Origin of the sequence: Hydrogenophaga defluvii, assembly GCF_042665235.1 — a bacterium.
GTDB lineage: Bacteria > Pseudomonadota > Gammaproteobacteria > Burkholderiales > Burkholderiaceae_C > Hydrogenophaga > Hydrogenophaga defluvii_A.
Genome location: NZ_JBHTBZ010000039.1, coordinates 1 through 21378, shown reverse-complemented (window position 1 = coordinate 21378; position 21378 = coordinate 1). Strand labels below are relative to the sequence as shown.

The window sequence follows — 21378 nt, the reverse complement described above, 5'->3', positions numbered from 1 at the left end:
GCAGGTTAGGGTTCTTACGTGGGTCAGATTTGGATGGAAATTACCCGTGAAGGTGGGTCAGTTCTGGATGGAAATCAACAACAAGACTCTGGTTGTTTAGATTTTCAGTTGAAATCAAGAAGTCTGTGACGGTAGGGAGTAGCTTCTCGACATTTCTTTGAAATGAAGAGGTCTTTCTTGTTGCTAGTTCACGGACCACTTTCGCCTTGTAATCTGTAGCCAAGTGGCTCGCGTTGTTGTACAGATAAGTCAGTCGTTCGATTTCGTTTAGAACCAAACGACGAATGTCTGTTGACTTGAGTTCCCCCCATAGGCCTGTCTTCCTGTCATAACCATACCAGCATTCAGAGTCGTTTGAGTAGGCAAGAAACTCACCTTGAGCATCAAGTAACGACTTCGCTATTCCATACTCCGAAAAGTCGGTGGGAAGGTTGTTTCCTGTGATTTGAAGTTTTGCAAGTGATCGACAAATAGCTTCAATCTCAGTGTGCGGTAGCGGTGGTGAGCAATTCTCGATATTCCATTCGAGTGTTTTCCTGAGTATTTCGTCATCCGCAAAGCCATCTATCTTTAGTGAGAAAGCATATTTGTTGGCAGTCGTATTGCGACTTCCTTCGACAATGCTAATGCCAGATGTTGGTTTGGCACTCGCAATACGACTATCTCTTGGAGGTTCTGCTTCAATGTACTTCTTCCAGTCGAATGGACGTCCGAAGCACTCTGCAATCTCATAGTGTTCAAGTCTTCCAATAGGCATTTTCGGAAGATAGAACATCTGGGCTGGGCTAAATGACGCGGGGTCAGTTGCTTTTAATGCAGAGAAGTTTGATGCCATTCGTCTTGTGACGGCCTCATACTCTTTTGCATCAATGGAACTTGACAATAGGAAGATGACTCTGAACCTTGCTCCTTTGCCTGGAAGAAGGTGTGAGAAGCTGGTATAACAAACCACCCGATACTCTTGGAAGTCTGTTATGAGGTCTTTGGCTGTGGTTGTATCCGGGAGGTTGTCTACATCGAATACAAGCATATTGCTGTAGGTGGCATTTTGCTTATTTCGATAGTTGCTTTGATAGACAAATGGCGCAAATGCCGGTCCGATCTTGAAGTCAGACTCTTCTACTTCTTTGATCCCCTCCACAAAATCGTCGAATGATTCGGTGTTGGTGGAGGCGTTTACTTGGTCATCAAGCAGAACCGAGTAACTGATTAAGGTTGTGGGTTCACTGTCGTCTGTTTTGTAATAACTGGTCATGGTTTTCCTTCTTCTTGGAAAAATCTAAAAAATGGGTTTTCATCACAGCTCCTTTGTAGATGAGTTCATGATATAAATATGTGAAGTCTTTGAGGCAGACAACGGCCTTTGTGTGTGTTTTGGCTATCGTTCGTTCATAAAAGTCCTTTCGTAGATCAAAAAAAGTCCGACTACGACAAGCATAGGCGGACTCATACCCTCAGATGGACTACTAGTGTAGTCATAGAGTGTCTACAGTATGCTCAAATTTGTTCCTTGATGGGGATGAGTCTGTTGAATGAGACCTATAACTTCAGTTGAATGAAGTTTGCTTGTCGAGTGATGTGCATTGTAAACTATCGACTTCTGTTTGTCAATAGTTATTTTGCATTTTGTTAAATCTCCTTGAATCACTGCACTTTTAGAGGTGCAAACCTGATGGATCAAGAAGAGTTCAACTGTCTCTGTTTGTCCAAGGAAGTCTCTACAAGCGCAAAAAAGCCCGTGTACGACTGACGCAAACGGGCTCTCACAACTCAAGATAGACCATGGGTATGGTCAAAGAGTGTTTACAACAAGCTCAAATGGCGTCCTTGGGGAACTGAGAGTACAGAATGAGTGCGACTAATTCTACTGAATGGAGTTTGCTACTCGACATATAAAAGTCTACCACATCTGCAAGGAATTGTCAATGAGCCTTGGCCTTGTTGCATGAAATAGATTGCAGGCGTGGCATATTTGCAAATTTTATTTTATAAAAATTTTATAATAAAAATATAATACAAATTTGGTGGCCAGTGTTGCAGAACAAAAAATTTTAATGTCAAGATCGATGTATGCCGATTAATCAATGCGTGTGAGCAACTGGCGAGTCGCTTGACCATCTATTTGTATGGGTTAAACTGACCTCGGCGGCGCATGCGGCTGTCCAAATTTTGTCCAACTTATCACTCAGGATTGGTTCAAATTTTGATTTTGAAGAGTCGCAAGTCATTGATTTTTAAAGACTTTTCCCTAGTGCTGCTCACCATCTACGACATGTGCAAGGCGGCCGACAAGGGCATGGTGATGTCGGATGTGCGCTTGCTGGAGAAACATGGCGGCAAAAGCGGCAGTTTTGTGGCCGAGCGCTGACATGGCAACCTGATGGCCAGCCCCGTCATCTCCACCGAGATGCTGGCCGTGCTGGCCACGGCCCTGGGCTGCGGCCTGCTGGTGGGCCTGGACCGCGAGCGGCGCAAGCTGCGCGGGCCGCGTCGGCCACTGGCGGGGCTGCGCACTTTTGCGCTGACCAGCGTCAGCGGTGCGGCGGCCATGTTGTCGGGGCAGCATGCGCTGGTGGCGGTGGGGGCGCTGTTGGTGGTGGGGCTGGCGGTGGTGGGTTACCTGCGCAACCGCACCGACGACCCCGGCGTCACCACCGAGGTGGCGTTGTTCCTCACCTACCTCATCGGCGTGTTGTGTGTGGTCAGTCTGCCGCTGGCGGCTGGGCTTGCGGTGGTGCTCACCGCCCTGCTCACCGAGCGCGAGACCTTGCACCGCTTTGCCACCGAATGGCTGACGCCGGGTGAAATGCGCGACGGCATCATCTTGCTGACCGTGGTGCTGATTGGTCTGCCCTTGTTGCCCAACCGGCCACTGTGGGGGCCGGTGCTCAACCCCCAGGTGATCGGGCAGCTGCTGGCCCTGTTGCTGGCCCTGCAATCGCTGGCCCACCTGAGCCGGCGGCTGCTGGCGGCGCGGCAGGCGCTGGCGCTGTCGTCCTTGGCGTCGGGTTTTGTGTCCAGCACCGCCACCGTGGCCACGCTGGGCATGGCCGTGCGCGAAGGGCGTGGTCAGCTCGGGGCCATGGCCGGCGCCGCTTTGATCTCGTGTGTGGCCACCTTGTTGCAGCTGCTGTTGGTGGCGGCCGCCGTGCAGGCCGCGTGGTTGCCGGTGTTGCTGTGGCCGTCGCTGGCCGGTGCGCTGGTGGCGCTGCTGTGGGGGGCTTGGTTGGTGCGCGGTGCCCAGTTGGTGCCTGCAGGCGATGCGCCAGCCGCTGGCGATGTGCGCATGTTCAGCCTGCCCGCCGCTGCGCTCATTGCCGCGTTGTTGACCGGCATACAGGCGGCTGTCTACGGTCTGAGCCTGTGGCTGGGCCCCAAAGGGATGTTGGCCGGCACCTTGCTGGCGTCATTGGCCGAATTGCACAGCGCGGTGGCCGCCGTGATGGCGGCCACCTTGCCTGGCGATGGCCAGCACCCCGAAACCACCATTGCCCTGGCCCTGGTGGTGCACGCCGCCAGCAAATGTGTGAACGCCGGCCTGACCGGCGGTTGGCGCTACGCCCTGGCGCTGGCGCCGGGCATGCTGGTGCACACAGGGGTGGTGGTGGGGTGGCTGGTGTGGGGGCGGTGACGGGTGCCCACGGATCACCGGCTGACCCAGTTTTCCACTTCAAGTGCGGGTACGCGCACAAATTCCGAGACGTTGTTCGTTACCAGCACAAGCCCTTCGCTGCGGGCATGTCCGGCAATGTGCAGGTCGTTCACGCCGATGGGTTGGCCTTGCTTCTCCAGCACGGCACGGATGGCCCCATAGTGCTGTGCCGCCTTGGGCCCATAAGGCAGCACCTCCAGGCGGCTGCAGAAGTCCTCAATGGCGACCAGGTTGTCGCTGACCCGAAGGCTCTTTTCTGCCCCGTGAAGCAATTCAGCCAGGGTGATGGAGGAGATGGCCATGCGGTTTGAATTGGCATTGAAGACCGAAAGCACCTCAACCGGGCGTTGCTTCAGCACATAAATGACGATGTTGGTGTCCAGCAAGTAGCGGAGCATCAAAGCGCTTCCCGCTCGGGCTGGTGTTGGCTGGCGCGCTCGGTCATGAAGTCGTCGCTGACAGCCGGGCCTCCTAGGAAGAAGCTGTCCCAGGTCTGGCCCAGTGGCGAGATGATGCGCTCGTTGCCTCTGGCTCGCACTTCCACCTTGTGCACGCCTTCAGGCAGGCGTACGTCCAGTGGAAGCCGAACGGCCTGCGTGCGGTTGTTGATGAAAACGGTGCCAATCGACATGGTGTGCGCTCCTGAGGTTGTATATAGCAATGCTATATAGCAACAAGGGCGACGTCAAGTTGGTCGCTTCAAGCGCGCCATGCGTGGCCTCTGGCGCGTCTCATAGGCCAGCAGTCGCCGAAATTGGCTCGGGGCTCTCAGTACGTGTACACGCCACGCCCCGTTTTGCGGCCCAGCCAGCCGGCTGCCACCATCTCTTTGAGCAGCGGCGCCGGGCGGTATTTGCTGTCGTTGTACTCGGCCATGTAAACGTTCATCACCGCCAGGCACACGTCCAGGCCAATCATGTCGGCCAGGGCCAGCGGGCCAATCGGCTGGTTGCAGCCCAGCTTCATGCCGGCGTCGATGTCTTCCGGTGTGGCCAGGCCCTCGGCCAGCACAAAAAACGCTTCGTTGATCATGGGCACCAGGATGCGGTTGACCACAAAACCGGGTGCGTTTTTCACTGTGATCGGCGTTTTGCCCAGGGCTTCTGCCAGGGCCTTCACCGCATCGTGCGTGGCGTCGCTGGTTTGCAGGCCACGGATGATCTCCACCAGCGCCATCATGGGCACCGGGTTGAAAAAGTGCATGCCTATGAAGCGGTCGGCCCGCTGCGTGGTAGCGGCCAGCTTGGTGATGGAAATCGAGCTGGTGTTGGTGGCCACAATGGTGTTGGCCGGCAGCATGGTGTCAAGTTGCTGCAGGATCTTCACCTTCAGCGCCTCGTTTTCGGTGGCGGCTTCAATCACCAGCTCGGCGCCTTTCAGGTCGTCGTAACTGGTGCTGCCTTTGATGCGCGCCAGCGCCGCGTCCTTTTCGGCCGCCGTCAACTTGTCTTTCTTGATCAGTCGGTCCAGGCTGCCCGACACGGTGGCAATGCCCTTTTGCACCGCCGCTTCGTTGATGTCGACCATCACGACGTGCAGGCCCGACGTGGCGCAAGCCTGCGCAATGCCGTTGCCCATGGTGCCGGCGCCGATGATGCCGATGGTTTGAATTGCGGACATGAATTCTCCTGTGTGGGGTGAGGGGGGAGGAAACCAAAACTGTGCAGTGCAGCATTATCGGCCGGCGGTGCGCGCGGTGGCGTGGCTGGGCCATGGCGCGCGCTATAGTGCAGCATGGCCCGACTTGATGAAAGATTGTTAGACGTCAACCAGCATGGCGTCTTGCGCATACCGGCTGAAATCTGGTTGGCGCTGGTCTTTCTGGCCCGGCACTGGGTGTTGATGTTGCTGGTCACCGTCATCGCGCGACGCTCCAAAGAGGCCTATATTCTTTTTGGCTCGGATTTCAGCTGGATCGTCATTGCCATCGAAGTGCCCGCACTGCTCATGGCCGTGTTGTGTGTGCGCAGGGTGCCCCAAGCTGGCGGCCTGGTGCGCCGACTCTGGCCACTGGCCCGCCATTTCGGTGCTGCCACCGCCGCCATGCACCTCATCTACGTGGCGTGGTACCTGTGGAATTCCAGCTACTGGCTGCCATGGCCTGAGTTGTTTCTGGCCAGTTGTGCGCTCATTGATCTGGTGATCATCACCAGCCTGTTCCGCTCGCATCACCTCAAGCGGGTGTTTGCCGAATTCCCCGCGCCGCGCACCGAATCCCAAACGTCCACCCCCAGCGCAACATGATCCGCATCTTCATTGGCTACGACCCCCGCGAAACCGTTGCATGGCACGTGCTCACGCACAGCATCCTGGCGCGATCCAGCCAACCTGTGAGCTTTGTTCCGTTGGCGCTCAACAACTTGCAAGGGTTGATGTGGCGCGAGCGCAATCCGCTGCAAAGCACCGAATTCTCTTTCTCGCGCTTTCTCACGCCTTACCTAAGTGGCTATGAAGGCTGGGCGCTGTTCATGGATTGCGACATGCTCGTGCTGGACGACATCGCCAAGCTGTGGGCCCTGCGCGATGACCGCTTCGCCGTGATGTGCGTGCAGCACGACCACCAGCCCAACGAAACGGTCAAGTTCCTCAACCAGCCGCAAACCGCCTACGGCAAAAAGAACTGGAGCAGCGTCATGCTGTTCAACAACGCGCGCTGCAAGGCACTCACGCCCGACTACGTGAACACCGCGAGCGGGTTGGAGTTGCACCAATTCAAGTGGCTGGACGATGACACCCTGATTGGCGAACTGCCCAAAGCCTGGAACCACTTGGTGGGCTACGAGCCGCACGCCGAGGGCATGAGCAACGTGCACTTCACGCTGGGGGGACCGTATTTCAATGAGTTTGCGGAGTGTGCTTATGCGAAAGAGTGGAACATAGCCCGGACATCTATGTCGCGTGTAGATCAACGCACATAAGGATAAGCGGTGATATACCGGCATAGTGACATTGATCAAGAACGCTTCGGCGTGCGAACAGCGCGAGCTGAATGTACAGATGTGGCATCAATCGATGCAGCCTTGCTTCGCGCAAGGTCGGAATTGATCGATTTATTAATACTCAGGATTCCTGTCGCACCAATGAGTTTGGTGCAAACCGCAATAGCTCGTGGTGGATTGTTTGGTGACGTGCTGACGGTAAGTGAATGCAGTCTAAAAGAGTTTTCTTCGGATTTTTCACCGGAAGGCGATGCCGAAGAATTTCTTATCCGGCCCGCACGGGAAGGCGAAGCCGTTGCTTTAGTGCAGTTGGTCAAGCGGTTGTTCGAAAATTATGAAAATCACTATGTGGCAGACTCTCGTCTCGATTTAAATAAAGTCAGACTTGTTTACCCAGATTGGGCGCGTCAACTACAAAAGCGGGAGGATGGTCGGATACTGGTTCTTGCACGAGGTGATGATCTCTTCGGGTTGTCTGCTTTGCAAATAACGGGGGCCTTTGAATGGGATATTGCGTTGTTCGGCATTTCTGCAGATGTGGTAGGGCAAGGCTGGGGGCGGAAGTTGTTGAAGGCTAGTCAAATGGTAGCCTGTGAACGAGGGGCGCATACTTTGAGTTATTCGACACAGATCGGCAACTTAGTCGCCCGCCGTATGGTGACGCGCGCGGGGTTTTTGCCCATCCGAGATGTTTTTACCCTACATTTTTGGCTCTAATTTTTTAAGGTGTGATATGGATTGGATTCCATTTAACAAGCCTTACATGACTGGGAAAGAGTTGTTCAATATCGCCCAGGCCCACTTTAATGGGATGCTGGCTGGTGATGGACCGTTTACCAAGTCCTGTCAAGCCAAGTTGGAGTTGATGACAGGGGCACCGAAAGCACTCCTAACCCACTCTTGTACTGCAGCACTGGAAATGGCAGCGCTGCTTTGCGACTTGCGTTCGGGTGATGAAGTTATCATGCCATCATTTACTTTTGTATCGACGGCTAATGCTGTTGTCTTGCGTGGTGCAAAGCCTGTTTTTGCTGATATAGACCCGTTTACTCTTAATATAGATCCGATGGCTGTTGAACAGCTTATTAGTTCTCGCACTCGGGCTATTTGTGTAGTTCACTACGCCGGCGGTTGCTGTGATATGGGTCGAATTTTAGAGTTGGCAGCATTGCACGGACTTTTGGTGATTGAGGATGCTGCTCAGGCCATTACCTCGACTTACCAAGGTCGATCACTAGGTGCCCTTGGGGACTATGGTGCTCTTTCATTTCATGAAACCAAAAATATAATTGCAGGGGAGGGCGGAGCTCTGTTGGTAAATTCTGCCGATCAAGTTTTGCGCAGTGAAATTATCCGCGAAAAAGGGACTAATCGAACGGCGTTTCTGCGCGGACAAGTTGATAAATACAGTTGGGTGGATATTGGCTCATCATTTTTGCCTGGCGAAGTTGTTGCGGCCTTCTTGTCTGCTCAGCTTGATGGTTGTGATGAAATTATTAAGCGCCGCATGGATCTTTGGCTAAATTATCATGCCGCGTTTGCGGAGCTTGAGTCCATTGGGTGGCTTAGGCGGCCAATTTTTCATTCAGAATGTCAACATAATGCGCACATGTATTATTTGTTGCTGCGCAATGTTGAGGAGCGAAGCGGTTTTATAGAGTTTATGAAATCGCGTGGGGTACAGGCAATTTTCCACTACGTGCCCTTGCACAGCTCTGAGTATTCTCGTTGCAACGGATGGGATGAGGGCCGAGTATTGCCTGTTACAGATCTTGCTGCGGAGAGGTTGGTTCGCCTTCCGTTGTGGGTCGGAATGGAGCCATTTCAAAGTAGGATCATTCAGGCGGTTGGTGATTTTTTCGATTCACGGTAGGAAATTCTCTATGTTGGGACGAGTTTTTCGTGAAATTTGGCGGTCTCGCATTGGCAATCCTGATGTGCAAACTTCTTCTGCCGTGACTTCGTCCTCATCCGTGAGGGCATTAAAATCTGATTTTGCGAATTTTCCGATAATTCCAATTTTTGAATCCCCTATTGAGGCGCAGGAATGGTTGAAGTCTGTGGTGGTTCCTTATCTTAATGAATGTTCGGCGTCGGGACGCATTCTGGAGGCCGAGCACTTAGAGCAAAAGGCTTACGCTCAGGCAATAAAGGTATTTGAGGATCGCGGGCACTACGAAGCTAGTCTCCGTATTTTGCACTCGGCTCTGCATTCAATTGGAATGCGCGCCAATGCTGCGGTCCGCTCGTCAAGCGTTGGCCGCGATTGGAGGCCTGCAAAGCTGGTTTTTTTTGTTCACAACTTGAGTGCAGACCTTGCGCACAACGAGCTGTTGTGCAATGTTATTCGTGCCTATTTGACTGGCGGTGGCGCCACATCACTTCGTTTGCTGGGGGGGGGCAGAAAGCCTGCTAAATGCTACGAGCAGTTGGCGCGGGATTTTGGTATTTCTGTCGAGTGTTTGGGGATGAAGTCTCTTTACTCAATGCTCGATCTGGTGGCGCTTCAGTTGGAGGGGAATCAAAGCGAGCGATGTATTATCGTTGCTGTTCCTCTTGGTATTAGCTATTTGTGTGGACAAGTGCCCTCCCAACGACTTGGGTGGCTGTCAATGAAATTTGAAGTTGATGCATTCCCGTCTGATTTCCCTTGCTACGCTTTCACGAGCAGCCGCCGATCATGTCACTATAGAGGGAAAGTATTGTGGCGAACTGCGCCGCCACTGATGGTGGGGACGGATTTGCAGCTTACATCTGACAAGCTTTCTCTTTCGATGCTTGAAAGTCTGGATGGCTTTGAGGTGGTGCTGTTTACGATCAATCGGGAAGAAAAAATCCGAAACCCACAATTTTTAGATGCCGTTTCGTCCATTTTGAATGCAAATCGGGAGGCTTGCTTTGTCTGGACTGGCCGTGCTAGAGTGCCCGAGATAGACAATTACTTTCGTGCCAGGGGGGTGCTGGAGCGTACTTTTTTTGCGGGCTGGGTGGTTCCAGATGCTTTGCTGCGGCGAGGCGATATTTTTCTTGATACGCCACGCTTGTCGGGAATGACAGCCGCAAAAGGGGTGGCTAACGGTATCCCTGTTTTGACCTTTACAGGTGCGCATTCGTGGGTTAATTTTTTCGCCGAAGAATTAAATTGCCCTGATGTGCTGAAAAGAAATCCTTTGCTTGCCCAAGCGTGGATGGCTATGCGAGACAATGGTCTGAAGCTGGAGTGCGAAAGCGTTGAAGTATATGTGGCGCAAGCCCTCCGTTTGATTGCCGATCATTCAGTTCGATCAGTGTACAGTGATTTTTTGAAAAAATTCGCCAGCTGTTTTTTCAATGGGGATTTTGACTATGCCAACATGCATATGAATAATTTCATGGACTCGATAGATTGAATTCCCTGAGTTTTCGGGGTGTTCGGAACTGCTTGGATGGTTGTTTGTTGTGCTGCGAATATCCCATTGAAATCAATTTTTTCAATGGCTTCGGTTTTTCTATGGTGTGCGTGGTTGCGCGAAATTGAAATTGCTGGCGATGGCATTTGTCTCAAAATGCGTCTTCCTGTAATCTTTGTATTTTGAGTCAAACTTTATTGCGTTTTGTTTCTCGAGATAAATATACCAATAAGGCTTCTGTTGCGAAATCGACAAATTCCTTTTTATATCCACGCTCTACAAGTTCCCAGCGAAAAGTGTTGCAGAGTTTAGATTTTCTAAACCAGCCCATCTTGTGATTATTTTTGAATTCGACTGCTTGCTCGCATACGTCTTCGATGATTCGTGATAGTCTGGATGCAGATTGATGTGCGCCGGGCTTGCTTGCCAGTTCTGGTGGAAATCTTTTGGCAATGTCCGCAGCCGCAGATTTGGCAAAACCGGTTTCTTTTGCGTAGTTAAAGATTTTGAGCATTTTGGGTGCAATCAATAACAAAGGGCTTCAATAGAAGCCCTTTGTTGATTGTGAGTTATGAAGTTTTCAATTAACCACGGCACGAAGAGGGAGCGTACTTTGGAATCGACGCGTTGCAAGTCCAGTTGACGGTTTGACCGTTCCAAGATGGGGTAAGTGTAACGATAAACGCATTGGTGCCAAGAGCTGCTGTTGCAGAAACGGCAATCGTTCCACCCGCTCCAACTGTGCCGTCTGCGACGTATTGCGACGAGGAGATTGAAATGCCAGTGATACTGGTGCAGCCGTTTCTAAGTTGGCAAGATTCGGTGACGGCTGTGCGAGCTGACGATGCACCCAGCAGAACTTCCGAGGTCCGGGCACGAATCGTGTAATCTTGGTATGCGGGAAGTGCAACTGCTGCCAAGATACCAATGATCGCAACGACGATCATGAGTTCGATGAGGGTAAAACCTTGCTGTATCTGTTTCATGGATGAATCTCCTAGTGCGCACGACGGTGTGCGTCCCGTGACCAAGCAATATTGATGCCGACTGCAAGCGGGTGGTTTAACGCGTCTTCTCAGAAGAGATGGATGTACGTGTGGTTGTGGATTGACAATTTTTGTCATTTGATGCTCTGTACTCCCGTACGATCGTGCAGAGGTGCCAATTTTTGCGCAAGTCTATGTACGGCTTCATGTACTACGTCATCCCAACGGCCGGCACGGCGTTGCCTTATCACTTCAACGTCGGCGTACCAAGGCATGTGGGTTTCATTTAGTCCATAACGCCACTCCGGAACTTGCGGTGCCAGCACTAGGGTCGCTTTGCCTATGCTTCCTGCGTAGTGAACCGTCGTGTTGCAGACTGTCACCACTGCGTCTAGCGCGGCCACCAGTGCTGCAAATTCGTCGAGGTCCGAAATTGCTTCTGCCCAGTGATGCGGTGTGAAACCAATTGCCTTTGCGTCCTTAAGTGCTTGCTCGACAGGGCCATACTGGAGGCTGACCCAAGTGCCTTGCATTGATCGGGATATGTGTGCAAAGTCTTGAATCTGCATGGTACGCAGGCCCGTTCTGGTTAGTTCAGTTCCGCCTTTCCAGGAAAATCCTATCCATGGACCTTGCCCTGCTTCGGCCAAGCGTTTTCGCCAATGATTGACCCGTGCGGGATCAGCCTTTAAGTAGGGTTGTTTTGGAAAAGCTGTATTGTTGAGTCTGAAATGACTGGGTAAGTCGCCAAGCGCGGCAAAGTAGTCCATAGTGCCCAAATCGTTGACCCAGGCAAGGTCCTTTTTTTGTCTAGAGGGAATGACTGGGATATCGGGAAAGGAGCGCGCCAGTGTCTTTGCCACGCGCTCATGTGCTTCGAGTACAAGCTTTGCAGGCTGCAGTGCCAATAGGTCTGGTAGGCAAGACGCGAACATTACCTGGTCACCCAAGCCTTGCTCTGCAAGCACAACAATTTTCTTTCCTTTGAGGGGTTCTCCGTTCCAGCGCGGAAAGGGGAGCATGCGAAAACTATGTGTTTGACTGAAGCCTCGCCACGCATAGTCAACCCACCCGCGTCGCCAATCGTGCTGCTGAAGCAACAATTGGCCGCGCATCAGGCGCACCGCTGGATTGTGAGGTGTTGTTTCGATCAGCTTGTCCAGTATGGCAAGCGCTTCGTCGATCCGACCGAGATATCCCAAGGACAGCGCATGATTTGCCCCTACCTTGACCATGCCGTCTTGTCCCAACCGTTCGTAAATCTGCACTGCTTCCTCGTACCGACAGCACATCAACAAAACTGAAGCAAGGGGACTTAGATACTTTGACGTACCATCCAACTCGTGAGCACGTTGTATAGCGGTTAACGCCTCTTGATAGCGCTCGAGGGCATGTAGTGAAGCGCCTAGCTCGGCCAATAGGTTCGCATTGTCACCACCGCAGCCTAGTGCGTTCCGAAATGCACTAATTGCATCTGCATGTTGTTCTCGGCGTGCATGAACTTTGCCGAGCCTGTGCCACGCGTGTGCATGCTGCGGGTTCTGGGACAGGTGTGTTTGAAGTTGTGTTGTGGCGGATTGCCAATCCCCAGCCTTGCTGTACAACTCATTGAGGGCCAGCGTTTCCGCCTCGCTGGCTTTTGATGGTATTTCGCGTTCCGCTAAGTTGATGGCAGCATTAACTTGTCCCGCGCGAACAAGGGCATCGATGGTCGCCCAAGGCATTTGACTCTCGGGCGCTTGCAGACTGAGTTCCGGTAGTGCATCGCTATTCCGCTTAACATTGACTTCGATGTCGGCCTCTGACATCTCGGCGTCAAAAAGTGCTGCATTTCCCCGTGCCGCCGCGTATTCGGGGTCGATATCAAGAGCTTGTAGCCAACAGGCCTTGGCCTCGGCTATTTCACCCTTTGCGCGTAGGGTGATTGCAAGATTATTCCAGCTTCTTTTATCAGATGGGGCGTGACTCAAAGCCAGTCTAAGAACACTTTCGGCCGCTGGATAGGCTTCAAGTAGCATGTAGCAATAGCCGAGTTGGGCGAGCATCCGAGGTTCTTCGGGCCTAAGATTTTTGGCGAACAACGCATGCTCCAGAGCGGCATTGAATGACTGTTGTTCTGAGAGCACCATTGATAAACCCAGGTGCGCATCCGCGTGGCTGGCTTGTAATGCTAGTGCCTGACGAAAATAGCTCTCGGCCAATTGATCGTTATGGCGTAGGTATTGAATTTCGCCTAGAAGGCAAAAAGAGGTGGCCTGCTTATCTGGCGTCTGAGGGTTTAGGTTTTGCGCAGCGTCCAAGGCTTGCTCAAATTGACGCTCCCGCATAAGGTCGCGAACGGCAGCCTCTGTCCAACCGTTGGTGCGGCGTCGTGTGAGGTGGTCAATGAGTCGGCGCAGCATCATGGGTGACCGCCGGGTTGAAACAATGTGGCCAAGGCAGAGGAAACCGTGTCTAGCACTGGCCCCCATTCATGCAATGTTTTTTGGCGAAGCACACTCAGTGATGGATGCCACACAGTTGTCTGGTCATGAAAGCCGTATGGCCAAGCTGGGGCGGCCGGCGCAAGGACTAAAGCAGGGATTCCAAGTGCACCACAGAGATGCGCTTGGGTCCCGCAGACTGCGACAACATAGTCTAGGGCGCAGGTCAATGCGGCAAGTTCGTCAAAACTTTCGAGTGCTTGAGGCCAGGCCTGGGGTCGCCAGCTGCTCGCCAGAGGAGCTGCCCCTTGATCAGAAGCGGCTTGACCATGCTGGAGGCTGACCCACTGGATAGGCAGGTGTTGCAAATGTTGAGCAAGCAGCGACTGCGCGATACTGCAGTAGTGCTTGCCCGTTTGCGGCATTCCGCCCATCCAAGCAATACCGACACTAGGGTGCTTGTTGTTCGAAAGACGCCCCCTCCAAAAATCGACACGCGATGGGTCAGCCTTGAGATAGGCCGGTGGTTTGCTGACAAAGTCCTCGGGGCAAACGCGAAAAAAACGCGGCAAACTGCCAATGGGTATCTGCCTGGTTATGCGCGGGCGGAAGTCGTCCATCCAGGTGGTTGAGGTGTCCCACCGCGGATGACGTCCCACCACCGTTGAGGTGGGGAAGGAGCGCTGCATGAGTTCCGCCAACTCTGTGGGTACTTCTAGCACCACGTGTCTTGCGATCTGAATCAACTCTGGTAAACACTGTGCAAACAACATTGTGTTGCTTAAACCTTGCTCAGCATGCACCAGCACTGTGTGACTGGATGGATCGCCGCCATCCCATTCTGGAAAGGGAAACGTTCGAACTGGACTAGGCCTGATCTGTTTCCTTGCTTCGTAGTGGTCCCAGCCAGAAGCCCAGTCTTGCAACAGCAGCTGTATCTCGCTCATTGCCAATTGGATAGTGGCCTCACTTCCTCCTAGTTGGTGCGCTGTGGCCAGTATGCCGAGAGCATCTGAGAGTTGCCCTCGCATTTTGTACAAGCGAGAGCGGCGCATATGGACTTCTGGTGCAGCCGGAAAAAAACGAATGGCACTGGACAGCGTTGTGGTAGCTGGCTCCAGCCAGCCGGCATCAAGCTGAATGTCAGCAAGGAGTAACAAGGGGTCGAGTTGGCCTGGATCCGTTTCAATGGCTTGCTCAGCGGCAGTAGTTGCCTCCTGCAGTTGGTCAAGTGCGCGGTATGACATAGCAGCGTAGTAATGGGCTATGCCTAGCGCAGGTTGAATTTCCTGAGCCTTTTTAATATAGGTAAGGGCAGTAGTTGGTGAGTCTCGCTGTAGGTCCACGACGCCAAGATTGAGCCAGGCCAGCGTGTTGTTTTCATTGCGCTCAAGTGCCATCTTGAAACGTTTGTGTGCGGGCTTAAGGAAGCCTAGCGCAAGCAGAGCAAGGCCCCAGTGAACGAGAATTTCAGCGTTGGCGGGGTCAATTTTGTGGGCGATGGCAAACTGCTGACCCGCTTCTGCGTGCCGCCCAATTTGGCTGAGCGCTAGACCAAGACCTTCCCTCGCGCGCGCGCTGCTTGCCTCAATGCCCAGCGCTGATCGAAACGCTTGCTCTGCCGCATAGGGCTGTCTGACGCGAATGTACGCGTCCCCTAGGACGGTTCTTGCCTCAGCAGACTCGGGGTGCTGTTGCGACCAGAAGGCAATGTCCACCAAAAGCTTGACCTGAGTCTCGGCAGTCGCTGTGCGAAGGGCCTCACGCCACTGAGGGATGGGGTCAAGCCCGGGGCGCGCGTTCGGGATGGCTGGGCCGATCAGGTGTTTTATCATGAAAATCTCTGAGGCATAACCGCTCTAAGATATCACGGCGACGTTCGCTTGGACGACGTGGCTTCAGAGCGAACGCCATCATTTTTTGGGAGTTAAACGATGCGAAAATTCGACTTGTCATGCCGACTGCTGTCCGAAGCGTTTTGGAATAGAGTTTTTGACCATGCTGAGCCGCGTCGCCGGCAGGTTCAGGATGTCTTTTTTCGGAACTGGGTGCGCTGGACTTGTTGAGAAGCAAAGCGCAGTACAACACAGGGTCAATTTCGACCGCGACACAATGGCTTTTATACTCGTTAGCATATTATTGGCGACCTGAGGTTGTGGCAGAGGTTGGGACATTTATTAGAAAATCGGCCTTGGCCATAGCAAAGGGGTGTGATGCAGCAGGGCTGATGGCGGAAATTCACACCTGTGATATGAGTAATTCAATACGCATTCCATCTTCTGCGACTTCCATTTTGTTTCAGTATCAAGGATTATCTTCCACGAGGATGTTTTAGGACATGCTGAAAGATGGGCATCAAGGGCGCGTGAATCTTTTGCATCTTGACGGGCGTGCGACTCAGGAGGATATTCCCTTGATGGCGTCTTTGCTTTCTCCGGATGGCGTGGTTGTCCTTGACGATTTCGAAGGTGTGGAAAAGGGGGTGGCTAATGCATTTGGGTTGCGGTCTGTAGCGCATTTTTCAAAGCACATACTGATTTATCCGCCTAGCGCTACATTGTTGCGGTGTTACGGACTCTCCGATTTTTGTTCATCTGCTGCTTTGTTGCCGTAGTCGGTCATTCGTTTGACGGCGCAGTGATCATGTTCGATTCTGGTGATTGTGCGAAGGCCTTTGCTTATTGTTCCGCGTGGGGCAAAGCCGGTATGTTGGAGGGCGGTGAAGGCGGTTTTATCTTCTGGGTACTTGTGCCTTGAGCGTTTTCCTTCACGTTTAATCTGGTATGGTCGTCAATTCCCGTTTTCCCTAGGTGCGTCATCGGCCCAGGCTGGTGCGCTCCGATTGACAACCACCCGAGGAGTTGAGTTTCCATGGATCGTCGTTCCCTGATCAAGCACGCTGGCGTGGCCGGTGTGTTGTCCGCAGGCGTTGCCCCCGCTGTTCACGCCCAAGCCGCCGTGCGCTGGCGCATGGCGTCGAGTTTCCCCAAGTCGCTGCCCACCATTTTTGGTTCGGCCGAGAAGTTCTCTGAAACCGTCAAGGCCTTGTCGGGCGGCAAGTTCGAGGTGTCGGTGCACGCTGCGGGCGAGCTGGTGCCGGCCTTTGGCGTGGTGGACGCGGTGCAGAACGACACCCTGGAAATGGCGCAGACCGCGCCTTACTACTTCACCGGCAAAGACCCGATTTTTGCCTTCGGCTGCGCCGTGCCGTTTGGCCTGACCGCCCGCCACATGGACGCCTGGATGGAGCACGGCAACGGCCGCAAGCTGATGGACGAGTTCTACGCCAAGTTCAACATCGTCTCGATGAGCGCGGGCAACACCGGCACCCAAATGGGCGGCTGGTACCGCAAGCAGATCAAGACCGTGGCCGACCTCAAGGGCCTGAAGATGCGCCTGGGCGGCGGTCTGTTCGGTGAAACCATGACCAAGCTGGGCGTGGTGGCGCAAAACATGCCGGCCGGCGAGGTTTACCAGGCGCTGGAAAAAGGCACGCTCGACGCGACCGAGTTTGTGGGTCCCTTCGACGATGAAAAGCTGGGCTTCCACAAAGTGGCCCCGTTCTATTACTACCCTGGTTGGTGGGAAGGCGGCGCTGAGTTGGAGTTCTTCATCAGCAAGAAGGCATTTGCCGCGTTGTCGGCCGAGAACAAGGCCATTGTGCGTGCCGCTGGTGCGGTGGCCGCGCGCGACATGACCGCCAAGTACGACGCCGAAAACCCCTTGGCCCTCAAGCGCTTGGTGGGCGCGGGCACCAAACTCATGCCGTTTGGCAAAGACGTGATGGAAGCCGGCTTCAAGGCCGCCAAGGAAGTGTTCGCCGCTCACGAAGCCAAGTCGCCCGAGTTCAAGAAGATCCACCAGGACATGCGCGCCTTCCAACGCGACCAGATCCTGTGGAGCCGCTTCTCGGAGTGGCGTTACGACAGCTTCATGACCACGGCCAAGGTCTGATGTCAACGCGGGGGAGCGTGGGTGTGTGAGTTGATCTACAGTCAGCGCACATCCCACCGGAACCCCCATGCCACGCCCCATCCTCAACGAATCCGCCCTCCATCCCACCATCCGCGCCAAAGTGGCAGGGCTTCATGCCGACCTGCTGAGCCAGGTGCAAACCGCCGTTGCCACGCACCCGGTGGTGGTGCTGGGCATGGCGGGCAACCCGTTTGTGGGCAAGGCCCGCAAGCTTTTGCGCGATGCGGGCCTGGCGCACGAGTACATCGGTATCGGCAGTTACTTGTCGGAATGGCGGCGGCGCAATGCGCTCAAGATGTGGTCCGGCTGGCCCACGTTTCCCATGGTGTTTGTGCGCGGCACGCTGGTGGGCGGTGCCGACGACCTCAAGCGCCTGATTGACTCGGGCGAACTACAAAAGCTGCTCGCCGCCTGAGGCCGTTTTTTGTGCGGCGGCGGCCCGCAGCTTGTCTTTTTTGCTGGGCCGTTTGCCCTTGATGCCACCCCCGCCCGGCACGGGAGGTGGTGGCACTTCGGTGGGCTCGAAGCCGGGCAGCACCTCCAGCGGCAAGCTCAGGCCTTGGCGTTTTTCGATCAGCCGCCAGTGCGCCAATTGCGCGGCGGTGACGAAGCTGATGGCCAGCCCTTCGGCGCCAGCGCGCCCGGTGCGGCCAATGCGGTGCACGTGGTCCACCGCCGAGCGCGGCAGGTCGTAGTTCACCACCACGGGCATGTTTTCGATGTCGATGCCGCGCGCGGCCAGGTCGGTGGTCACCACCACGTCCCAACGCTTCTCTTTGAATTCGCCCAGCACCTCTTGCCGCGCGCCTTGGCTCAGGCCGCCGTGGAAGGGCGTGGCGTACAGCTCGCCCCGGTTGAGCTTGCCAGCCACCACGGTGGCCGCGTGCTGCGTGGCCACAAACACCAGCACGCGTGGCCAGCCCTCGGTTTCAATGAGGTGGCGCAGCAGCTGCGTGCGGCGTGTGCTGTCCACCTGGATGGCGCGCTGTTGCACCATGGGAGCCTCGGCATCGCTGGCGGGCACGTCGATGCGCTGCGGCTGGTGCAGCAGGCCGTCGGCCAGCGCCTGCACACTGGTGGGAAAGGTGGCCGAAAAAAACAGGTTTTGTCGCCGTGTGGGCAGCAGGGCCAACACACGTTGCAGCTCGTCGGCAAAGCCCAGGTCGAGCAGTCGGTCGGCTTCGTCCAGCACCAGGGTGCCCACATGGCCCAGACGCAGCGCGTTGTGGGTCACCACGTCCAGCAGGCGGCCCGGTGTGGCCACCACCACGTCGGCACCACCGCGCAGCGCCATCAGTTGCGGGTTGATGGACACGCCGCCAAACAGCACCACCACCTTGGGGCGCGTGGGCAAATCCTGGGCCAGCGCACGCAGCACCTCGCCCACCTGGGCGGCCAGCTCGCGTGTGGGCACCAGCACCAGGGCGTGCACGCGGCGCGGCGCGGTGGGTGCTTGCTGCACAAAACCTTGGAGCAGCGGCAACACGTAGCTGGCGGTTTTGCCCGAGCCGGTCTGGGCGGTGGCCAACACGTCGGCACCGCTGAGCACCACCGGGATGGCCTGGGCCTGGATGGGCGTGGGGGTGGTGAAACCCAGTCTTTCGGCGGCGCGGGCGAGGGCGGGCGCAAGGCCCAGGGCGAGAAATGGCATGGTGGCGGTGTGGGTGGGGGCGTGCAGTGTAGCGGCGCCCGGCCCAGGCAAGGCGCTTGGGGTCAGGCCGCCGTGCGGGCCGGCACCTGCAGTGTGCCCCGGCGCACCCGCCAGTACAACCAGCCCGCAATGCTCAGGTTGAGCAGGTTCCAGGCGATGCCGTTGAGAAAAGCGGCGTGGTAGCTGCCGGTGAGGTCGAACACCCAGCCCGACATCCAGCCGCCCAGCGCCATGCCCACCAGCGTGGCCATGATGACCGCACCCACGCGCGCGCCGGCTTCTTGCGGCGGAAAGTGTTCGCGCACGATGATGGCGTAAGACGGCACGATGCCGCCCTGGAACAAGCCGAACAGCGCCGAGATGACGTACAGCGGCACCAGGCCGTCAAACGGCAAAAACAGCAGCAGGGCCACGCCTTGCAAGGCCGAGCCCAACAGCAGCGTGCGTATGCCACCAATGCGGTCGCAGATGAGCCCCGACACCAGCCGGCTGACGATGCCACAGGCCAGCATCAATGAGAGCATTTCGGCGCCACGCGCCGCGCCGAACCCGAGGTCGGTGCAGTAGGCCACGATGTGCACCTGGGGCATGGACATGGCCACACAACAGGCCACGCCCGCCACACACAGCAGCGCCTGGGCGTGCGCCACCGGCAGGCCAAAGGGGCGGTCGGTGCTGATGGCGCGCAGGTCGCCACCGGCGGGCTGCACCACCACCAGCGGTGGGCGCTGGCGCATGCGCCGCGCCAGCAGCAGCATGCCGCCGCCGCACAACAAGCCCATCAGCACGTAGGTGTGGCGCCAGCCAATCGTTTCGATGCCCCATTGCACCAGCGGCGGCCACACGGTGCCGGCCAGGTAGTTGCCGCTGGCGGCCACCGCCACCGCGATGCCGCGCCGCTTGTTCCACCACAGCGCGGTGTCGGCCAACAGCGGCGCAAAGGTGGACGAGCTGCCCAACATGCCCAGCAGCAGGCCGTGCGCCAGCCCAAAGGTCCAGATGCTGCCCGACAGCCCGGCCCACACAAAGCCGGCACACACCGCCACCGCACCCACCTGCAGCACGGGGGTGATGCCGTGTTTGTCGGCCAGCTTGCCGGTCCACAGGCCGCCCAGGCCCAGGCAGATCATCATCAGGGTGTAGGGCAGGGCGGCGTCGCCCCGGCCCACGCCAAACTCCGCCTGCACCGCCGGCAACACCACGGCCACCACGTACATGCCGCTGTTGCCCAGCGTCACCAGGCCCAGCACGGTGAGCAGGCGCAGCGCGGCCTGCCGCGAATCGATGAGGCTGGGGTCGGCGGGCTGGGTGCTGCTCATGGCGTCAGCTTAACGTGCTGCGCGGCTTTGCGCCGCAGCAGCACCTGCGCCAGCCAGGTGTGGCCGCTCACGCCCACAATGCCCAGCAGCACCAGGCCGGCGCCGGCCACAAAGCGCGGCTCCAGCGGCTCGCCCAGCAGCCACACGCCAAAGCCGACGCCGAACAGCGGCGTCAAAAAGGAGAACACACCCAACTGCGCCGCCAGGTACTTTTTGAGCAGCCAGAACCACAGCAAAAAGCTGGCAAACGACACGATCACCGCCTGGAAGGCCAGGTTGCCCCAGGCCAGCGCGGTGGGGCGTATGTCGGCCTGCCCCAGGGCGATGGCGGCGGGCAGCAGCAGCACGGCGGCCGCCACCAGTTGGTACAACAAGGTTTGTGTGGCCGGTGCCTGCCCCAGCTTGCTGCTGCGCAGCACCACCGTGGTGGCGCCCCAGGCCATGCCGCCCAGCAGGCCCAGCGCGTCGCCCAGCAGCATGTTGGTGTTGACATGCTGCGTGCTCCCCGCATGACCGCTGAACGCCAGCACAATGCCGCCAAACGCCACCGCAATGCCCAGCCACTGCAGCGGCCGCAGGCGTTCAGAAGGCAGTTTCCAGTGCAGGCCCAGGGCGGCAAACAGCGGCGCGGTGTAGAGGAACACCACCATGTGCGAGGCGCTGGTCAGCCGCATGCCCAAACCCACCAGCAGGTATTCCAGTGCAAACAGGCTGCCCACCACCACGCCGGGCCAGAAGGTGCCGTCGCGCAGCGACATCCGTTCGCCCCGCCACACCATGACCGCGCCCACCAGCAGGGCCGCGATGCCCGAGCGCAGCGCCACCTGCATCAGCGGCGGCATGTCGGGTGAGGTGGCCTTCATGGCCACCTGTTGCAGTCCCCACAACATGCAGAGCAGCAACATCAGGCCCATGGCCAGGGCATCAACGGGTTGGCGGGAGGTGGGCATGGCGCGATTGTGGGTGTCAGCAGCAAATAGAACTGTCCGGTTTTGTAGCAAGTAGATTGTCCGCTTTGACGTGATGTGATGGTGCTGGCAGCCA

At 56.2% G+C, this 21378-nt stretch carries 19 protein-coding genes and 1 pseudogene; 9 read left to right on the top strand and 11 right to left on the bottom strand.

All coding sequences use genetic code 11. The annotated features are described in order from the left end of the window. Positions 1 to 40: 40 nt before the first annotated feature. On the bottom strand, positions 41 to 1255 hold the full coding sequence (locus ACFQU0_RS13475; protein WP_382201613.1) for a hypothetical protein: 1215 nt from the start codon (positions 1253 to 1255) through the stop codon (positions 41 to 43). 993 nt (positions 1256 to 2248) lie between these two features. Here ACFQU0_RS13475 and ACFQU0_RS13470 point away from each other — a divergent pair. After that, positions 2249 to 2368 (top strand): annotated as a pseudogene (locus tag ACFQU0_RS13470) (cyclic pyranopterin monophosphate synthase MoaC); the annotation flags it as partial. Positions 2369 to 2380: 12 nt separating this feature from the next. Continuing rightward, the gene (locus ACFQU0_RS13465; RefSeq protein ID WP_382201611.1) at positions 2381 to 3631 is read left to right on the top strand and encodes an MgtC/SapB family protein; all 1251 of its coding nucleotides are present in this window, start codon (positions 2381 to 2383) and stop codon (positions 3629 to 3631) included. A 14-nt stretch (positions 3632 to 3645) separates the two neighbouring features. On the opposite strand, the gene vapC is transcribed toward ACFQU0_RS13465, so the two are convergent. The 3 genes from vapC to ACFQU0_RS13450 all read right to left on the bottom strand — a co-directional run bounded on the left by vapC (position 3646) and on the right by ACFQU0_RS13450 (position 5272). Beyond that, complete coding sequence (gene vapC, locus ACFQU0_RS13460) at positions 3646 to 4050, bottom strand: type II toxin-antitoxin system tRNA(fMet)-specific endonuclease VapC (RefSeq protein WP_382201609.1); 405 nt, start codon at positions 4048 to 4050, stop codon at positions 3646 to 3648. Further along, positions 4050 to 4283 carry a type II toxin-antitoxin system VapB family antitoxin gene (vapB, locus tag ACFQU0_RS13455; protein WP_382201608.1) on the bottom strand — a complete coding sequence of 78 codons (234 nt, stop codon included), beginning with the start codon at positions 4281 to 4283 and terminating at the stop codon, positions 4050 to 4052. Before vapB ends, vapC begins: the two co-directional genes overlap by 1 nt. A 137-nt stretch (positions 4284 to 4420) precedes the next feature. Further along, positions 4421 to 5272 (bottom strand): 3-hydroxybutyryl-CoA dehydrogenase, encoded by an 852-nt coding sequence (locus tag ACFQU0_RS13450; protein WP_382201606.1) that lies wholly within the window; start codon positions 5270 to 5272, stop codon positions 4421 to 4423. Between the two features lie 114 nt (positions 5273 to 5386). On the opposite strand from ACFQU0_RS13450, the gene ACFQU0_RS13445 reads away from it, so the two are divergent. From ACFQU0_RS13445 to ACFQU0_RS13425, 5 genes are read left to right on the top strand one after another with little or no spacing between them, the layout of a single operon-like run. Beyond that, positions 5387 to 5896 (top strand): DUF2919 family protein, encoded by a 510-nt coding sequence (locus ACFQU0_RS13445; RefSeq protein WP_382201604.1) that lies wholly within the window; start codon positions 5387 to 5389, stop codon positions 5894 to 5896. Beyond that, positions 5893 to 6570: a glycosyltransferase gene (locus tag ACFQU0_RS13440; RefSeq protein ID WP_382201602.1), complete on the top strand. Its 678-nt coding sequence runs from the start codon at positions 5893 to 5895 to the stop codon at positions 6568 to 6570. Before ACFQU0_RS13445 ends, ACFQU0_RS13440 begins: the two co-directional genes overlap by 4 nt. A gap of 9 nt (positions 6571 to 6579) precedes the next feature. After that, positions 6580 to 7308 (top strand): GNAT family N-acetyltransferase, encoded by a 729-nt coding sequence (locus tag ACFQU0_RS13435; protein ID WP_382201600.1) that lies wholly within the window; start codon positions 6580 to 6582, stop codon positions 7306 to 7308. A gap of 16 nt (positions 7309 to 7324) precedes the next feature. Then, a complete protein-coding gene (gene rffA, locus ACFQU0_RS13430; protein WP_382201598.1) occupies positions 7325 to 8464 on the top strand; it encodes a dTDP-4-amino-4,6-dideoxygalactose transaminase in 1140 nt (379 codons plus the stop codon). 10 nt (positions 8465 to 8474) lie between these two features. Continuing rightward, on the top strand, positions 8475 to 9980 hold the full coding sequence (locus ACFQU0_RS13425; RefSeq protein ID WP_382201597.1) for a tetratricopeptide repeat protein: 1506 nt from the start codon (positions 8475 to 8477) through the stop codon (positions 9978 to 9980). Between the two features lie 187 nt (positions 9981 to 10167). Here the strand turns inward: ACFQU0_RS13425 and ACFQU0_RS13420 are convergent, their stop codons facing one another. The 4 genes from ACFQU0_RS13420 to ACFQU0_RS13405 form a co-directional block, all read right to left on the bottom strand. Then, a complete protein-coding gene (locus ACFQU0_RS13420; RefSeq protein ID WP_382201595.1) occupies positions 10168 to 10509 on the bottom strand; it encodes a hypothetical protein in 342 nt (113 codons plus the stop codon). A gap of 55 nt (positions 10510 to 10564) precedes the next feature. Continuing rightward, entirely contained in the window at positions 10565 to 10966 is a 402-nt protein-coding gene (locus ACFQU0_RS13415) for a pilin (RefSeq protein WP_382201593.1), read from the bottom strand. A 134-nt stretch (positions 10967 to 11100) separates the two neighbouring features. Beyond that, entirely contained in the window at positions 11101 to 13371 is a 2271-nt protein-coding gene (locus ACFQU0_RS13410) for a tetratricopeptide repeat protein (RefSeq protein ID WP_382201592.1), read from the bottom strand. Beyond that, positions 13368 to 15224: a tetratricopeptide repeat protein gene (locus ACFQU0_RS13405; RefSeq protein ID WP_382201590.1), complete on the bottom strand. Its 1857-nt coding sequence runs from the start codon at positions 15222 to 15224 to the stop codon at positions 13368 to 13370. Before ACFQU0_RS13405 ends, ACFQU0_RS13410 begins: the two co-directional genes overlap by 4 nt. Before the next feature lie 1036 nt (positions 15225 to 16260). Between ACFQU0_RS13405 and ACFQU0_RS13400 the strand changes: the two genes are divergently transcribed. Together ACFQU0_RS13400 and ACFQU0_RS13395 are read left to right on the top strand one after the other, a co-directional pair. After that, complete coding sequence (locus ACFQU0_RS13400) at positions 16261 to 17343, top strand: TRAP transporter substrate-binding protein (protein WP_382201589.1); 1083 nt, start codon at positions 16261 to 16263, stop codon at positions 17341 to 17343. Positions 17344 to 17410: 67 nt separating this feature from the next. Further along, positions 17411 to 17779 carry a glutaredoxin domain-containing protein gene (locus ACFQU0_RS13395; RefSeq protein WP_382201587.1) on the top strand — a complete coding sequence of 123 codons (369 nt, stop codon included), beginning with the start codon at positions 17411 to 17413 and terminating at the stop codon, positions 17777 to 17779. Here the strand turns inward: ACFQU0_RS13395 and ACFQU0_RS13390 are convergent. From ACFQU0_RS13390 to ACFQU0_RS13380, 3 genes are all read right to left on the bottom strand, one after another. Continuing rightward, positions 17756 to 19015 carry a DEAD/DEAH box helicase gene (locus tag ACFQU0_RS13390; protein WP_382201585.1) on the bottom strand — a complete coding sequence of 420 codons (1260 nt, stop codon included), beginning with the start codon at positions 19013 to 19015 and terminating at the stop codon, positions 17756 to 17758. The two genes, ACFQU0_RS13395 and ACFQU0_RS13390, sit on opposite strands and share 24 nt — an antisense overlap. A gap of 62 nt (positions 19016 to 19077) precedes the next feature. Continuing rightward, positions 19078 to 20334 carry an MFS transporter gene (locus ACFQU0_RS13385; RefSeq protein ID WP_382201583.1) on the bottom strand — a complete coding sequence of 419 codons (1257 nt, stop codon included), beginning with the start codon at positions 20332 to 20334 and terminating at the stop codon, positions 19078 to 19080. Beyond that, on the bottom strand, positions 20331 to 21284 hold the full coding sequence (locus tag ACFQU0_RS13380; RefSeq protein WP_382201581.1) for a DMT family transporter: 954 nt from the start codon (positions 21282 to 21284) through the stop codon (positions 20331 to 20333). The genes ACFQU0_RS13385 and ACFQU0_RS13380 overlap by 4 nt, the downstream gene beginning before the upstream one ends. Positions 21285 to 21378 lie beyond the last annotated feature (94 nt).

What these genes read in the sequence shown, in the direction of transcription:
- ACFQU0_RS13475 (WP_382201613.1), bottom strand. Translation starts at nt 1,255, where the DNA reads ATGACCAGTTATTACAAAACAGACGACAGTGAACCCACAACCTTAATC.
- ACFQU0_RS13465 (WP_382201611.1), top strand. Translation starts at nt 2,381, where the DNA reads ATGGCCAGCCCCGTCATCTCCACCGAGATGCTGGCCGTGCTGGCCACG.
- vapC (WP_382201609.1), bottom strand. Translation starts at nt 4,050, where the DNA reads ATGCTCCGCTACTTGCTGGACACCAACATCGTCATTTATGTGCTGAAG.
- vapB (WP_382201608.1), bottom strand. Translation starts at nt 4,283, where the DNA reads ATGTCGATTGGCACCGTTTTCATCAACAACCGCACGCAGGCCGTTCGG.
- ACFQU0_RS13450 (WP_382201606.1), bottom strand. Translation starts at nt 5,272, where the DNA reads ATGTCCGCAATTCAAACCATCGGCATCATCGGCGCCGGCACCATGGGC.
- ACFQU0_RS13445 (WP_382201604.1), top strand. Translation starts at nt 5,387, where the DNA reads ATGGCCCGACTTGATGAAAGATTGTTAGACGTCAACCAGCATGGCGTC.
- ACFQU0_RS13440 (WP_382201602.1), top strand. Translation starts at nt 5,893, where the DNA reads ATGATCCGCATCTTCATTGGCTACGACCCCCGCGAAACCGTTGCATGG.
- rffA (WP_382201598.1), top strand. Translation starts at nt 7,325, where the DNA reads ATGGATTGGATTCCATTTAACAAGCCTTACATGACTGGGAAAGAGTTG.
- ACFQU0_RS13425 (WP_382201597.1), top strand. Translation starts at nt 8,475, where the DNA reads ATGTTGGGACGAGTTTTTCGTGAAATTTGGCGGTCTCGCATTGGCAAT.
- ACFQU0_RS13415 (WP_382201593.1), bottom strand. Translation starts at nt 10,966, where the DNA reads ATGAAACAGATACAGCAAGGTTTTACCCTCATCGAACTCATGATCGTC.
- ACFQU0_RS13410 (WP_382201592.1), bottom strand. Translation starts at nt 13,371, where the DNA reads ATGATGCTGCGCCGACTCATTGACCACCTCACACGACGCCGCACCAAC.
- ACFQU0_RS13405 (WP_382201590.1), bottom strand. Translation starts at nt 15,224, where the DNA reads ATGATAAAACACCTGATCGGCCCAGCCATCCCGAACGCGCGCCCCGGG.
- ACFQU0_RS13400 (WP_382201589.1), top strand. Translation starts at nt 16,261, where the DNA reads ATGGATCGTCGTTCCCTGATCAAGCACGCTGGCGTGGCCGGTGTGTTG.
- ACFQU0_RS13395 (WP_382201587.1), top strand. Translation starts at nt 17,411, where the DNA reads ATGCCACGCCCCATCCTCAACGAATCCGCCCTCCATCCCACCATCCGC.
- ACFQU0_RS13390 (WP_382201585.1), bottom strand. Translation starts at nt 19,015, where the DNA reads ATGCCATTTCTCGCCCTGGGCCTTGCGCCCGCCCTCGCCCGCGCCGCC.
- ACFQU0_RS13385 (WP_382201583.1), bottom strand. Translation starts at nt 20,334, where the DNA reads ATGAGCAGCACCCAGCCCGCCGACCCCAGCCTCATCGATTCGCGGCAG.
- ACFQU0_RS13380 (WP_382201581.1), bottom strand. Translation starts at nt 21,284, where the DNA reads ATGCCCACCTCCCGCCAACCCGTTGATGCCCTGGCCATGGGCCTGATG.